This window comes from Pseudomonas sp. GW822-FHT06D10 (assembly GCF_058799535.1).
The window spans coordinates 471,623-484,246 of record NZ_JBXALN010000003.1; the positions used below are offsets into that span (position 1 = coordinate 471,623).

At 62.8% G+C, this 12,624-nt stretch carries 11 protein-coding genes and 1 pseudogene; 7 read left to right on the forward strand and 5 right to left on the reverse strand.

The window, feature by feature from the left end:
* The first annotated feature begins 38 nt into the window (after positions 1 to 38).
* Positions 39 to 1,607, forward strand: coding sequence for a phospholipase D family protein (locus AC1RL5_RS12120; protein WP_492589320.1), 1,569 nt, complete (start codon positions 39 to 41; stop codon positions 1,605 to 1,607).
* A gap of 4 nt (positions 1,608 to 1,611) precedes the next feature.
* Here the strand turns inward: AC1RL5_RS12120 and AC1RL5_RS12125 are convergent, their stop codons facing one another.
* Positions 1,612 to 2,757, reverse strand: a complete 1,146-nt coding sequence (locus AC1RL5_RS12125; protein WP_093405547.1) for an MFS transporter — start codon at positions 2,755 to 2,757, stop codon at positions 1,612 to 1,614.
* A 127-nt stretch (positions 2,758 to 2,884) separates the two neighbouring features.
* Positions 2,885 to 4,378: an aldehyde dehydrogenase gene (locus AC1RL5_RS12130; RefSeq protein WP_011064217.1), complete on the reverse strand. Its 1,494-nt coding sequence runs from the start codon at positions 4,376 to 4,378 to the stop codon at positions 2,885 to 2,887.
* Between the two features lie 238 nt (positions 4,379 to 4,616).
* Between AC1RL5_RS12130 and AC1RL5_RS12135 the strand changes: the two genes are divergently transcribed.
* Positions 4,617 to 4,979, forward strand: a complete 363-nt coding sequence (locus tag AC1RL5_RS12135) for a cupin domain-containing protein (protein ID WP_015637468.1) — start codon at positions 4,617 to 4,619, stop codon at positions 4,977 to 4,979.
* A gap of 58 nt (positions 4,980 to 5,037) precedes the next feature.
* Here AC1RL5_RS12135 and rpmG read toward each other — a convergent pair whose 3' ends face one another.
* Positions 5,038 to 5,193, reverse strand: a complete 156-nt coding sequence (gene rpmG / locus AC1RL5_RS12140; protein ID WP_003177274.1) for a 50S ribosomal protein L33 — start codon at positions 5,191 to 5,193, stop codon at positions 5,038 to 5,040.
* A gap of 11 nt (positions 5,194 to 5,204) precedes the next feature.
* Positions 5,205 to 5,441, reverse strand: coding sequence for a 50S ribosomal protein L28 (gene rpmB, locus AC1RL5_RS12145; RefSeq protein WP_011064219.1), 237 nt, complete (start codon positions 5,439 to 5,441; stop codon positions 5,205 to 5,207).
* A gap of 475 nt (positions 5,442 to 5,916) precedes the next feature.
* Between rpmB and AC1RL5_RS12150 the strand changes: the two genes are divergently transcribed.
* The gene (locus AC1RL5_RS12150) at positions 5,917 to 7,500 is read left to right on the forward strand and encodes an ABC transporter substrate-binding protein (RefSeq protein WP_093405556.1); all 1,584 of its coding nucleotides are present in this window, start codon (positions 5,917 to 5,919) and stop codon (positions 7,498 to 7,500) included.
* A gap of 48 nt (positions 7,501 to 7,548) precedes the next feature.
* Here AC1RL5_RS12150 and radC read toward each other — a convergent pair whose 3' ends face one another.
* The gene (radC, locus tag AC1RL5_RS12155) at positions 7,549 to 8,223 is read right to left on the reverse strand and encodes a RadC family protein (RefSeq protein WP_011064221.1); all 675 of its coding nucleotides are present in this window, start codon (positions 8,221 to 8,223) and stop codon (positions 7,549 to 7,551) included.
* Positions 8,224 to 8,355: 132 nt separating this feature from the next.
* Between radC and coaBC the strand changes: the two genes are divergently transcribed.
* The 4 genes and pseudogenes from coaBC to argB all read left to right on the forward strand — a co-directional run bounded on the left by coaBC (position 8,356) and on the right by argB (position 12,614).
* Entirely contained in the window at positions 8,356 to 9,564 is a 1,209-nt protein-coding gene (coaBC, locus tag AC1RL5_RS12160) for a bifunctional phosphopantothenoylcysteine decarboxylase/phosphopantothenate--cysteine ligase CoaBC (RefSeq protein ID WP_072451864.1), read from the forward strand.
* Positions 9,565 to 9,569: 5 nt separating this feature from the next.
* Positions 9,570 to 10,025, forward strand: coding sequence for a dUTP diphosphatase (dut, locus tag AC1RL5_RS12165; protein WP_011064223.1), 456 nt, complete (start codon positions 9,570 to 9,572; stop codon positions 10,023 to 10,025).
* Between the two features lie 258 nt (positions 10,026 to 10,283).
* A pseudogene (locus AC1RL5_RS12170) lies at positions 10,284 to 11,684 on the forward strand (phosphomannomutase/phosphoglucomutase); the annotation flags it as partial.
* A gap of 24 nt (positions 11,685 to 11,708) precedes the next feature.
* Positions 11,709 to 12,614, forward strand: coding sequence for an acetylglutamate kinase (argB, locus tag AC1RL5_RS12175; protein WP_011064225.1), 906 nt, complete (start codon positions 11,709 to 11,711; stop codon positions 12,612 to 12,614).
* The last annotated feature ends 10 nt before the right edge of the window (positions 12,615 to 12,624 follow it).

Consider the following 12,624-nt stretch of genomic DNA (forward strand, 5'->3'; position numbering starts at 1 on the left):
CCCATGCCAACCCGTGCCGTGATGCGAGATGACCTGACTTGAACCCTATACAGGCCTTCACCTGGCTTCTGCTGCTGAGCCTCGGGCTGGGCGGCTGCGCTACCCGCGAGGTCCCGTACCAACCCAGCCAGGCCCTGCCCGCCCGTGATTCGGGCTTTGCCCAGTCGATCCGGGCCCAGGCCGCGCCCTACCAGGGGCGTTCCGGCTTTCGCCTGCTACCCAACAGCACCGAAGCGTTCATGGCCCGCGCCGAGCTGATCCGCAACGCGCAAAGCAGCCTCGACCTGCAGTACTACATCGTCCACGACGGCATCAGCACCCGCATGCTGGTGGACGAACTGCTCAAGGCCGCCGACCGTGGCGTGCGGGTACGCATCCTGCTGGACGACACCACCAGCGACGGCCTGGACCAGATCATCGCCACCCTGGCCGCCCATCCGCAGATCCAGATCCGCCTGTTCAACCCTCTGCACCTGGGCCGCAGCACCGGCCTGACCCGGGCCATGGGCCGCCTGTTCAACCTGTCGCAGCAGCATCGGCGGATGCACAACAAGCTCTGGCTGGCAGACAACACCGTGGCCATCGTCGGCGGGCGCAACCTGGGGGATGAATACTTCGACGCCCAGCCCAACCTGAACTTCACCGACATCGACATGTTCAGCGTGGGGCCGGTGGCCGAGCAACTGGGCCACAGCTTCGACCAGTACTGGAACAGCGCCCTGAGCCGCCCCATCGGCGAGTTCCTGTCCAGCACACCTTCCGCCAAGGCGCTGGACAACACCCGGCTGCGCCTCGAGGAATCCTTGCAGGACAGCCGCCGGCAGAACCAGGCGCTGTACCGGCAGTTAATGACCTACCAGACCCAGCCGCGCATGGACATCTGGCGCAAGGAACTGATCTGGGCCTGGAACCAGGCCCTGTGGGACGCTCCGGCCAAGGTCCTGGCCAAGGGTGACCCCGACCCGCACCTGCTGCTCACCACCCAGCTGGCACCGGAACTGAGCGGGGTCGGCAAGGAACTGATCATGATCTCGGCCTACTTCGTTCCGGGGCAGCCCGGGCTGGTGTACCTGACCGGGCGCGCGGACGCCGGAGTCTCGGTGAGCCTGTTGACCAACTCCCTGGAAGCCACCGACGTGCCAGTGGTGCATGGCGGCTATGCGCCCTATCGCAAGGCATTGCTGGAACATGGAGTGAAGCTCTACGAACTGCGCCGACAACCCGGCGAGCGCGGTGGCAGCGGGCCGCACCTGTTCCACAGCGGCTCCTACAAGGGCTCCGACTCCAGCCTGCACAGCAAGGCGATGATCTTCGACCGACGAAAGAGCTTCATCGGCTCGTTCAACTTCGACCCCCGTTCGGTACTGTGGAACACCGAGGTCGGGGTGCTGGTGGACAGCCCCGAGCTGGCTGAACATGTCCGCGCCCTGGCCCTGCAGGGGATGGCGCCGGCCCTGAGCTACCAGGTCAAGCTGCTGGACGGCAAGCTGGTCTGGGTGACTGAGGACCAGGGCCAGTTGCACAGCCTGGGCCATGAACCCGGCAACTGGTGGCGCCGCTTCAATGCCTGGCTGAGCACCCGCATCGGCCTGGAACGCATGCTCTGAGTGGCTACAACGCAGCCTGGGCCTCGCCAAAGGCCCCTTGGCGCAGCAGCAGGACAAGCAAGCCAAAAGCCCCGGCCGCCACCAGCAGCAACATGGCGTGGCCGCTCACCCACTGGCTGCCGGCCCCTGCCACCAGCGGCCCGATCAGGCAGCCAATGCCCCAGAGCTGCGCCACATGGGCATTGGCCCGCACCAGTGCGTCATCGCGGTAACGCTCGCCGATCAGGATCAGCGACAAGGTGAACAAGCCCCCGGCGCTGGCCCCGAACAACACCCACAGTGGCCAGATCAGCACGGTGCCCAGCAACAGCGGAATGGCCAGGCTGGAACACAGCAGGATCACCGCGCAGCCGGTGAACAGGCCGCGCCGGGAAATCCGATCCGCCAGGGCGCCAATCGGCAGCTGCAAAAGTGCATCCCCCACCACCACGGTGCTGACCATGGCCAGGGCAACGTCTTGGGTGAACCCCTGACTCAAGCAATACACCGGCAGCAGGGTCAGAATCAGCGCCTCGAAAGTAGCGAACAATGCAACTGCCCAGGCAATCGCCGGCAACTTCTGACAGAAGTGCCACAGGTCAAACAGGGTCACGCTGCACGACTCGGTGCTCGGCGCCCCGCCGCGCCCCAGCAGCAGGAGCGGTGATACCACCAGCAAACCCACCGCGGTCCAGAAACCGTAATCATGCTCAGTACCCAGCACGCCCAACAGCAGCGGCCCGGCCAACTGGCTCAAGGCATAGCTTGCGCCATACAGCGCCACCAGCCGGCCACGCCACTGCTCCACCACCAGCTGATTGATCCAGCTTTCCCCCAGAATGAAGATGATGGTCAGGACCACTCCCAGTATCAGGCGCAGCACCAACCACAACGGATAGCTGGGCAGCAGCGCCAGCAAGGCAATGGAGATCGCCCCGCCCCACAGGCACAGGCGCATCAGGCTGGCGGTGCCGAAGCGCGCCGCCAGGCGGCTGGAGATCTTCGCCCCGAGCAACACGCCAATGGCCGGCATCGCCGCCACCACGCCAATTGCAAAAGGCCCGTAGCCCCAGCTTTCGAGACGAAACGATACCAGGGGCATGGTCACGCCCAGGGCCAGGCCGACACTCAAGACTGCGGCCAAAACGGCGAAATAGGTCGCCCAACGCATTTCCACGCTCCTGTGGATCATTGTTTCACAAGGCACAGACAACACAGCCGGACTCCCCTTGCGGAAAGTCCGGCTGCGCTATGGATCGACATCAGGCGGGGCACTGCCCCGCCTCAAACGACACGACTCAGAGCTTGATCCAGGTGGCTTTCAGCTCGGTGTACTTGTCGAACGCATGCAGCGACTTGTCGCGACCGTTGCCCGACTGCTTGAAGCCGCCGAACGGCGCGGTCATGTCGCCGCCGTCGTATTGGTTGACCCAGACGCTGCCGGCACGCAGGGCCTTGGCGGTCTGGTGGGCCTTGGAGATGTTGGCGGTCCACACCGCAGCTGCCAGGCCGTAAGGCGTGTCGTTGGCAATCTGGATCGCCTCTTCCACGCTGTCGAAGGCGATCACCGACAGTACGGGGCCGAAGATCTCTTCCTGGGCGATTTTCATCGCGTTGCTGACACCATCGAAAATGGTCGGCTCGACGTAGGTGCCACCGGTTTCTTCCAGGGTGCGCTTGCCACCGGCCACCAGCTTGGCGCCATCGGCATGCCCGGCTTCGATGTAGGACAGCACGGTGTTCATCTGCTGGGTGTCCACCAGGGCACCGACATTGGTGGCCGGATCCAGCGGGTTGCCCGGCTTCCAGCCCTTGAGGGCCTCGATCACCAGCGGCAGGAATTTGTCCTTGATGGAGCGCTCCACCAGCAGGCGCGAGCCGGCGGTGCAGACTTCGCCCTGGTTGAAGGCAATGGCGCTGGCAGCGGATTCGGCGGCGGCCTGCAGGTCCGGAGCATCGGCGAACACGATGTTCGGGCTCTTGCCGCCGGCTTCCAGCCACACGCGCTTCATGTTGGATTCGCCGGAGTAGACCAGCAACTGCTTGGCGATCTTGGTGGAGCCGGTGAACACCAGGGTGTCCACGTCCATGTGCAGGGCCAGGGCCTTGCCGACGGTGTGGCCGTAGCCTGGCAGTACGTTGAACACGCCCGCCGGAATCCCGGCTTCCACTGCCAAGGCAGCGATGCGGATGGCGGTCAGCGGGGATTTTTCCGAAGGCTTGAGGATCACCGAGTTACCGGTGGACAGCGCCGGGCCCAGTTTCCAGCAAGCCATCATCAGGGGGAAGTTCCACGGCACGATGGCCGCGACCACGCCTACCGGCTCACGGGTGACCAGGCCCAACTGGTCGTGAGGGGTGGCAGCGACTTCATCGTAGATCTTGTCGATCGCCTCGCCGCTCCAGCTCAGGGCCTGGGCGGCGCCGGGAACGTCGATATCCAGGGAGTCGCTGATGGGCTTGCCCATGTCCAGGGTTTCCAGGAGCGCGAGTTCTTCAGCGTGCTGCTTCAACAGGCCGGCAAAGCGGATCATCACCGACTTGCGCTTGGCCGGCGCCAGGCGCGACCAGGCGCCGGAGTTGAAGGTGGCGCGGGCGTTTTCCACGGCGCGCTGGGCATCGGCGGCATCACAGCTGGCGATGGTCGCCAGTACGCGACCGTCTACCGGGCTGATGCATTCGAAGGTGTCGCTGGAAGCCGATGCGGTGTATTCGCCGTTGATGTAGGCACGACCTTCGATTTTCAGGTCGCGGGCACGTTGTTCCCAGTCGGCACGAGTCAGGGTGGTCATACGAGTGTCCTCCTCTTATTTGTATACAAGCGCCATGCGAACTACGCCGGCACTGCTGAAGAATTCTGCCCGGCCAGCCTGTTTTCGGCCAAAGGCACCCGCCACCCTAAACCAGCGACACCTGTACTTTCAATATATTTGACAAAGCCCGGGCAAACGCCATTGCTATGTGCATTTTAATAAACATAGACTTTGGCCTTCATAGCCACTCGCGCCGCAATCACGGGGGAATACAACAATGAGCATCCATAACGTCGTCGACTTCAGCCAGGCCACCACCGAGGGCGAACGCTACCGCCCCGCTGCGGAAAAAATCCTCAAGGGCGACCCCGAGCAGGCGGTGTTCAACCATTACGCCAGCCCGTGCGGCCAGCTCAATGCCGGGATCTGGGAAGGCGCGGTGGGCCAGTGGACGGTGAACTTCACCGAACACGAATACTGCGAGATTCTCCAGGGCGTATCGGTACTGCGTGATCACGACGGCAATGCCAAGACTCTGCGGGTCGGCGACCGCTTCGTGATCCCGGCCGGCTTCAAGGGCACCTGGGAAGTGCTGGAGCCCTGCCGCAAGGTCTATGTGGCCTTCGAACAGAAAGCCTGAATCCCGGGCACAAAAAAACCCGCTTGAAGGCGGGTTTTTTTGTCAGAAGAAAAATCAATTACTTGATTTTGCCTTCCTTGTAGATCACGTGCTTGCGAACAACCGGATCATATTTCTTGATCTCGATTTTGTCCGGAGTAGTACGCTTGTTCTTGTCGGTAGTGTAGAAGTGACCAGTACCGGCGCTCGAGATCAAACGAATCAATTCACGCATGATTAGCTCCCTTAAACCTTGCCGCCATCGCGACGGATTTCGGCCAGCACGACATCAATGCCGCGCTTGTCGATGATACGCATGCCTTTGGCAGATACGCGCAGACGCACAAAACGTTTCTCGGACTCAACCCAGAAGCGGTGATGCTGCAGGTTCGGCAGGAAACGACGACGGGTTTTGTTGTTTGCGTGGGAAATGTTATTCCCAGTCACCGGACCCTTACCGGTAACTTGACAGACTCTAGACATGCCTCAGCCCTCTAAAACCACATGCCCAACCCGGCATGGGTTGGCCGCTTAATCTCTCAGTCATTTGGCGCCAGGCGCCGCGTTTCTTTAGGGTCTTACCGGCTACACCTACAAGCGAAGGAACCGGGCCCCTAGAAAAGAGCGCTGCTTTATACCAGAAAGACCCCAGAGCAACAACAACCGCTGTGCCCAGGATGACGAAAAGTCCTGATTTTCTTGCGCCGGACGCCTGCGGCAAAGGCTACCGCAGAAATCTACCGCTCGTCGCAGAATATATTTCTCCCGAAACCCCCGGCACAAAACCGCCATTGGGCGCGGTCATGCCTGCGGAAAATCACGCCTGGAACCCCGGCCGAGCCCGAGGTTTCGTCACTCGATACAAAAGGGATAGTCATTTTACAAAGAGCCCACTAGGGTAAGGCATTTCCAGACTGCACTCGCAGATGGGCTTTCGATCTGCACAAGGAACCCGACCATGCGTCTTGCCGCCCTCCCGCTCCTGCTCGCCCCTCTCCTGAGCCCCCTGGCCCAGGCTGCCGCGCTGAGCGTCTGCACCGAAGCCAGCCCGGAGGGCTTCGACGTGGTGCAGTACAACTCACTGACCACCACCAACGCATCCGCCGACGTGCTGATGAACCGCCTGGTGGAGTTCGACGCCGGTAGCGGCAAGGTAGTCCCCAGCCTTGCCGACAGCTGGGAGGTCTCTGCCGACGGCCTGACCTACGTGTTCAAGCTGCACCCCAAGGTCAAGTTCCACCGCACCGAGTATTTCAACCCCAGCCGCGAGCTGACCGCCGAAGACGTCAAGTTCAGCTTCGAGCGCATGCTCGACCCGGCCCATCCGTGGCACAAGATCGCCCAGAGCGGCTTTCCCCACGCCCAATCCCTGCAGTTGCCCAGCCTGATCAAGAAGATCGATGCCCTGGACCCGTTGACCGTACGCTTTACCCTGGACCACGCCGATTCGACCTTCCTCGCCACCCTGAGCATGGGCTTCGCCTCGATCTACTCGGCGGAGTACGCCGAGCAACTGCTCAAGGCCGGCACCCCGGAGAAGCTCAACAGCCAGCCGATCGGCAGCGGCCCATTCATCTTCGGGCGCTTCCAGAAAGACGCCTCGATCCGCTACAAGGCCAACCGCGACTACTTTGCCGGCAAGCCTGCGGTCGATTCGCTGATCTTTGCCATCACCCCGGACGCCAACGTGCGCCTGCAGAAGCTGCGCCGCAACGAGTGCCAGATCGCGCTGTCGCCCAAGCCCCTGGATGTCCAGGCCGCCAGCGAGGATCCGGCACTGAAGGTCGAGCACACCGCAGCCTTCATGACCGCCTTCGTCGCCATCAACAGCCAGCACCCACCCCTGGACAAACCCGAGGTACGCCAGGCAATCAACCTGGCCTTCGACAAGGGCAGCTACCTCAAGGCGGTCTTTGAAGGCACCGCCGAAGCCGCCAACGGCCCTTACCCGCCCAATACCTGGAGCTACGCCAAGGACCTGCCCGGGTACGCCCACGACCCGGAAAAGGCTCGCCAACTGCTGGCCAAGGCTGGCCTGAAGAACGGCTTCCAGACCACCATCTGGACCCGCCCTTCTGGCAGCCTGCTCAACCCCAACCCCAGCCTGGGCGCACAGTTGCTGCAATCGGACCTGGCCCAAGTGGGGATCCAGGCGGAAATCCGCGTGATCGAATGGGGTGAACTGATCCGCCGCGCCAAGGCCGGCGAGCACGACCTGCTGTTCATGGGCTGGGCTGGCGACAACGGCGACCCGGATAACTTCCTCTCGCCACAGTTCACCTGCGCCGCCGTCAAGTCCGGCACCAACTTCGCCCGCTACTGCGACCAGAACCTGGATAAGCTGATCACGGCCGGCAAGACCACCAGCGAACAGGGTGTGCGCAGCAAGCTGTACCAACAGGCCCAGACCCAGATCCAGCAGCAGGCGCTGTGGCTGCCCCTGGCACACCCGACCGCTTTCGCCCTGACTCGCAAGCAGGTCGAGGGCTACCAGGTGAGCCCCTTCGGGCGCCAGGACTATTCGAAAGTCAGCATCAAGTGAACTGCCGGCCGGCTTCAAGGCCCACCCAGACCTTGAAGCCGGTCGCATTCAGATCCAGCCGTACTCGGCCATCGACAGCGGGTCGCCCTCCCCCACGATGAAGTGGTCCAGCACCCGCACATCGATCAACTCCAGTGCCTCCTGCAAACGTCGGGTCACTACCCGGTCGGCCGGGCTGGGCTCGCAAATGCCTGACGGGTGGTTGTGGCAGAGGATCACCGCCGCTGCATTGTGCGCCAAGGCGCGCTTGATCACCTGCCGCGGGTACACCGTGGTGCTGTCGATGGAGCCCTGAAACAGCACTTCGAAGGTCAGTACACGATGCCGCGTGTCGAGAAACAGGCAACCGAACACTTCATGGGGCTCGTGGCGCAGCATCGACTTCAGGTAATCGCGCACCACCAGCGGGTTCTCCAACGCGGACTGGCGATGCAGTTTCTCCGCCAGATGCCGGCGGGCCATTTCCAGCACCGCCTGCAACAAGGCGTACTTGGCCGGGCCCAGCCCCAGTTGGCGGGTGAAGGTCAGTTGATCGGCCTCCAGCAGCCTGCGCAGGCTGCCAAAGCGCCGCAACAGATGCCGCGCCAGGTCCACCGCGCTTTTACCGGCCACCCCGGTGCGCAGGAAAATAGCCAGTAGCTCGGCGTCGGAAAGGCTGATGGCGCCCTGCTCCAGAAGCCGTTCCCGCGGACGCTCCGCCGCGGGCCAGTCACGAATACTCATCACACCTCCCTGTGCATGGCGCCGCTGTTCGACAGCGGGCGCTGTGCTATCTTAGCCCCCTCTTTTTTGCGTGGTATTTCACCTGGGGAGGGGGCATGCCACGCAGCAATCACTGAACGGAAAGACAGGCCTATGCAGCGGCTGTATCGGAAACGCATCGTGCTCGGCGTCGGCGGCGGCATTGCCGCCTACAAGAGCGCGGAGCTGGTTCGCCGACTCCTCGACCAGGGCGCCGAAGTGCGCGTGGTCATGACCCGGGGCGGCAGTGAATTCATTACCCCGCTGACCCTGCAAGCGCTCTCCGGGCACCCGGTCCACCTCGACCTGCTGGACCCGGCTGCCGAAGCCGCCATGGGCCATATCGAGCTGGCCAAGTGGGCCGACCTGGTGCTGATCGCGCCGGCCACCGCGGACCTGATTGCCCGCCTGGCCCAGGGCATTGCCGACGATCTGCTGACCACCCTGGTGCTGGCCACCGATGCCATCGTCGCCATCGCCCCGGCGATGAATCAGGCCATGTGGCGCGACCCTGCCACCCAAGCCAACACCCAACTGCTGCAAAGCCGTGGCCTGAAGGTCTTCGGCCCGGCTTCCGGCAGCCAGGCCTGTGGCGATGTCGGCCTGGGCCGCATGCTGGAGGCCAACGACCTGGCCCAGTGCGCCGCCGATTGCTTCCAACATCTGGCGCTGACCGGCAAGCACCTGCTGATTACCGCCGGGCCGACCCAGGAAAACATCGATCCGGTGCGCTACATCACCAACCATAGCTCAGGAAAAATGGGCTTCGCCCTGGCCGAGGCTGCGGTTGAAGCCGGTGCCCGGGTGACCCTGATCACCGGGCCGGTACACCTGCCAACCCCCGATAGAGTCACGCGGATCGACGTTGTCAGCGCCCGGGACATGCTCGCGGCCTGTGAATCGGCGATCCCATGCGACGTTTTCATCGCCTCTGCGGCGGTCGCGGACTACCGACCGGAAGTCGTCGCCCCACAGAAATTAAAGAAAGACCCTACGAAAGGTGACGGCCTGTTGCTGCAGATGGTGCGCAACCCGGACATCCTGGCCACCATTGCCAGCCGTCCCGATCGGCCTTTCAGTGTCGGTTTCGCCGCAGAAACCGAAAACTTGCTCGACTACGCTGCACGCAAATTGAAGGACAAGAACCTCGATCTGATCGTCGCCAACGACGTTGCCAACCCGAGCATTGGCTTCAACAGCGAGGAAAACGCCTGCAGCGTGATTGACCGGGAGTTGCACGCAACTCTCTTCGCCCAGACCAGCAAGGGCAAGATTGCCCGCCAGCTGATCTCTTTTATCGCCGAACGGCTGAACCAGGTTTAACTCGCATGCACGCTTTACAAGCCAAGATCCTCGACCCACGCATCGGCAACGAATTCCCTCTGCCGCAGTACGCCACGCCGGGCTCCGCCGGCCTCGACCTGCGAGCGATGCTCAAGGAAGACACCCTTCTGGAGCCAGGCCAGACGCTGCTGATCCCTACCGGGCTGTCGGTCTACATTGGCGACCCGGGCCTGGCGGCTCTGATCCTGCCCCGCTCCGGCCTGGGCCATAAGCACGGCATCGTGCTGGGCAACCTGGTGGGCCTGATCGACTCGGACTACCAGGGCGAACTGATGGTGTCCTGCTGGAACCGTGGCCAGACCGCCTTCAACATCGCCGTCGGCGAGCGCATCGCCCAACTGGTGCTGGTGCCTGTGGTCCAGGCGCATTTCGAAGTGGTCGAAGCCTTTGATGAAAGCCAGCGTGGCGCAGGTGGCTTCGGCCACTCCGGCAGCCACTGATCTGCCTCGCGGAGTGGGCAGCCTGCCTGCTCCGCCCCCTTGCGAGAGCAATCAAGGACCGAGGACCAGCATTTTTTTGCAGGGCGCCTGGCCCCCGCCAGGCCTGGCTGCTGACCGGTTCCGGAGGGGACGGAGCCCGTCAGATGGCACTTTCGCAGTACGAACTCTATGCTGAAAACGCCGTCATACCCTTCAGTTTGAGCCTGCCGGCCTGTCCTCCCACGGCCGTACTGCACCCCTTCAGATGGAGCACCCTCAGTGATGAGCAACGCAGCTAAAGTCGCCCCGAAATTCCCCGACAGCATCTTCCGCGCCTACGACATCCGCGGCGTTGTACCGCAAACCCTGACTGCTGAAACCGCCTACTGGATCGGCCGCGCCATCGGCTCCCAGAGCCTGGCCCAGGGTGAACCGAACGTCTCCGTGGGCCGCGATGGCCGCCTGTCAGGGCCGGAACTGGTGGCGCAACTGATCCAGGGCCTGCACGACAGCGGCTGCCACGTCAGCGACGTCGGCCTGGTGCCGACCCCGGCCCTGTATTACGCGGCCAACGTACTGGCCGGCAAGTCCGGCGTAATGCTCACCGGCAGCCACAACCCCTCGAACTACAACGGTTTCAAGATCGTCATCGCCGGCGACACCCTGGCCAACGAACAGATCCAGGCCCTGCACGAGCGCCTCAAGAGCAACAACCTGAGCAGCGCCCAGGGCAGCGTCACCCAGGTCGACATCCTGCCGCGCTACGCCGAGGAGATCATCCGTGACGTCAAGCTGGCCCGCCGCCTGAAAGTCGTGGTGGATTGCGGCAACGGCGCCGCCGGGGTGATTGCCCCACAATTGATCGAAGCCCTGAACTGCGAAGTGATCCCGCTGTTCTGCGAAGTGGACGGCAACTTCCCCAACCACCACCCGGATCCAGGCAAGCCCGAGAACCTCGAGGACCTGATTGCAAAGGTCAAGGAAACCGGCGCCGACCTGGGCCTAGCCTTCGACGGCGACGGCGACCGCGTCGGCGTGGTGACCAACACCGGCAGCATCGTCTTCCCCGACCGCCTGCTGATGCTGTTCGCCAAGGACGTGGTGGCGCGCAACCCGGATGCGGAGATCATCTTCGACGTCAAATGCACCCGACGCCTGATTCCGCTGATCAAGGAATATGGCGGTCGCCCGCTAATGTGGAAGACCGGTCACTCGTTGATCAAAAAGAAAATGAAGCAGACCGGCGCTCTGCTGGCCGGCGAAATGAGCGGCCATGTGTTCTTCAAGGAACGCTGGTTCGGCTTCGACGACGGCATTTATAGCGCCGCACGGTTGCTGGAGATCCTCAGCAAGGAAAAATCCACCGCGGAAGAGCTGTTCGCCACCTTCCCGAACGATATTTCTACGCCGGAAATCAATATCCATGTGACCGAAGAGAGCAAATTCAGCATCATTGACGCCCTGCACGACGCGCAGTGGGGTGCAGGCGCCGACCTGACCACCATTGACGGGGTGCGGGTCGACTATGCCAAGGGCTGGGGCCTGGTTCGCGCCTCCAACACCACCCCTGTGCTGGTGCTGCGCTTCGAGGCTGATGATGCAGCCGAACTGCAGCGCATCAAGGATGTGTTCCACACCCAGCTGAAACGTGTTGCACCTGATCTCCAACTACCGTTTTGATTGTTTGAAGCACCGGAGCCCTGAATGACCATCGAACGCGATGCCGCCGCCAATACCGCCAAGGTCCTATCCGAAGCGCTGCCTTATATTCGCCGCTATGTCGGCAAGACCCTGGTGATCAAGTACGGCGGCAACGCTATGGAAAGCGAGGAGCTGAAAACCGGCTTCGCCCGCGACATCGTGCTGATGAAGGCTGTCGGGATCAACCCGGTGGTGGTGCACGGTGGCGGCCCGCAGATCGGTGACCTGCTCAAGCGCCTTTCCATTGAAAGCCACTTCGTCGATGGCATGCGCGTGACCGATGCGCAAACCATGGACGTGGTGGAGATGGTCCTCGGTGGCCAGGTCAACAAGGACATCGTCAACCTGATCAACCGTCACGGCGGCAGCGCCATCGGCCTGACCGGCAAGGATGCCGAGCTGATCCGGGCGAAAAAACTTACAGTGACCCGCCAGACGCCGGAAATGACCACCCCGGAAATCATCGATATCGGCCATGTGGGCGAAGTGGTCGGGATCAACACCGACCTGCTGAACCTGCTGGTCAAGGGTGATTTCATCCCGGTGATTGCACCGATCGGGGTCGGCGCCAACGGCGAGTCCTACAACATCAACGCCGATCTGGTGGCTGGCAAGGTGGCCGAAGCATTGAAAGCCGAAAAGCTGATGCTGCTGACCAACATCGCCGGCCTGATGGACAAGTCGGGCAAGGTCCTCACCGGCCTGAGCACCCAGCAGGTCGACGAGCTGATCGCCGACGGCACCATCTACGGCGGCATGCTGCCGAAAATCCGCTGCGCGCTGGAAGCCGTGCAAGGCGGGGTCGGCAGTTCGCTGATCATCGACGGTCGCGTGCCCAACGCGATTCTGCTGGAGATCTTCACCGATACGGGTGTCGGCACCCTGATCAGCAACCGCAAGCGTCCTTAAGCACCAGGCA

What these genes read in the sequence shown, in the direction of transcription:
- AC1RL5_RS12125 (WP_093405547.1), bottom strand. Translation starts at nt 2,757, where the DNA reads ATGCGTTGGGCGACCTATTTCGCCGTTTTGGCCGCAGTCTTGAGTGTC.
- AC1RL5_RS12130 (WP_011064217.1), bottom strand. Translation starts at nt 4,378, where the DNA reads ATGACCACCCTGACTCGTGCCGACTGGGAACAACGTGCCCGCGACCTG.
- AC1RL5_RS12135 (WP_015637468.1), top strand. Translation starts at nt 4,617, where the DNA reads ATGAGCATCCATAACGTCGTCGACTTCAGCCAGGCCACCACCGAGGGC.
- rpmG (WP_003177274.1), bottom strand. Translation starts at nt 5,193, where the DNA reads ATGCGTGAATTGATTCGTTTGATCTCGAGCGCCGGTACTGGTCACTTC.
- rpmB (WP_011064219.1), bottom strand. Translation starts at nt 5,441, where the DNA reads ATGTCTAGAGTCTGTCAAGTTACCGGTAAGGGTCCGGTGACTGGGAAT.
- AC1RL5_RS12150 (WP_093405556.1), top strand. Translation starts at nt 5,917, where the DNA reads ATGCGTCTTGCCGCCCTCCCGCTCCTGCTCGCCCCTCTCCTGAGCCCC.
- radC (WP_011064221.1), bottom strand. Translation starts at nt 8,223, where the DNA reads ATGAGTATTCGTGACTGGCCCGCGGCGGAGCGTCCGCGGGAACGGCTT.
- coaBC (WP_072451864.1), top strand. Translation starts at nt 8,356, where the DNA reads ATGCAGCGGCTGTATCGGAAACGCATCGTGCTCGGCGTCGGCGGCGGC.
- dut (WP_011064223.1), top strand. Translation starts at nt 9,570, where the DNA reads ATGCACGCTTTACAAGCCAAGATCCTCGACCCACGCATCGGCAACGAA.
- argB (WP_011064225.1), top strand. Translation starts at nt 11,709, where the DNA reads ATGACCATCGAACGCGATGCCGCCGCCAATACCGCCAAGGTCCTATCC.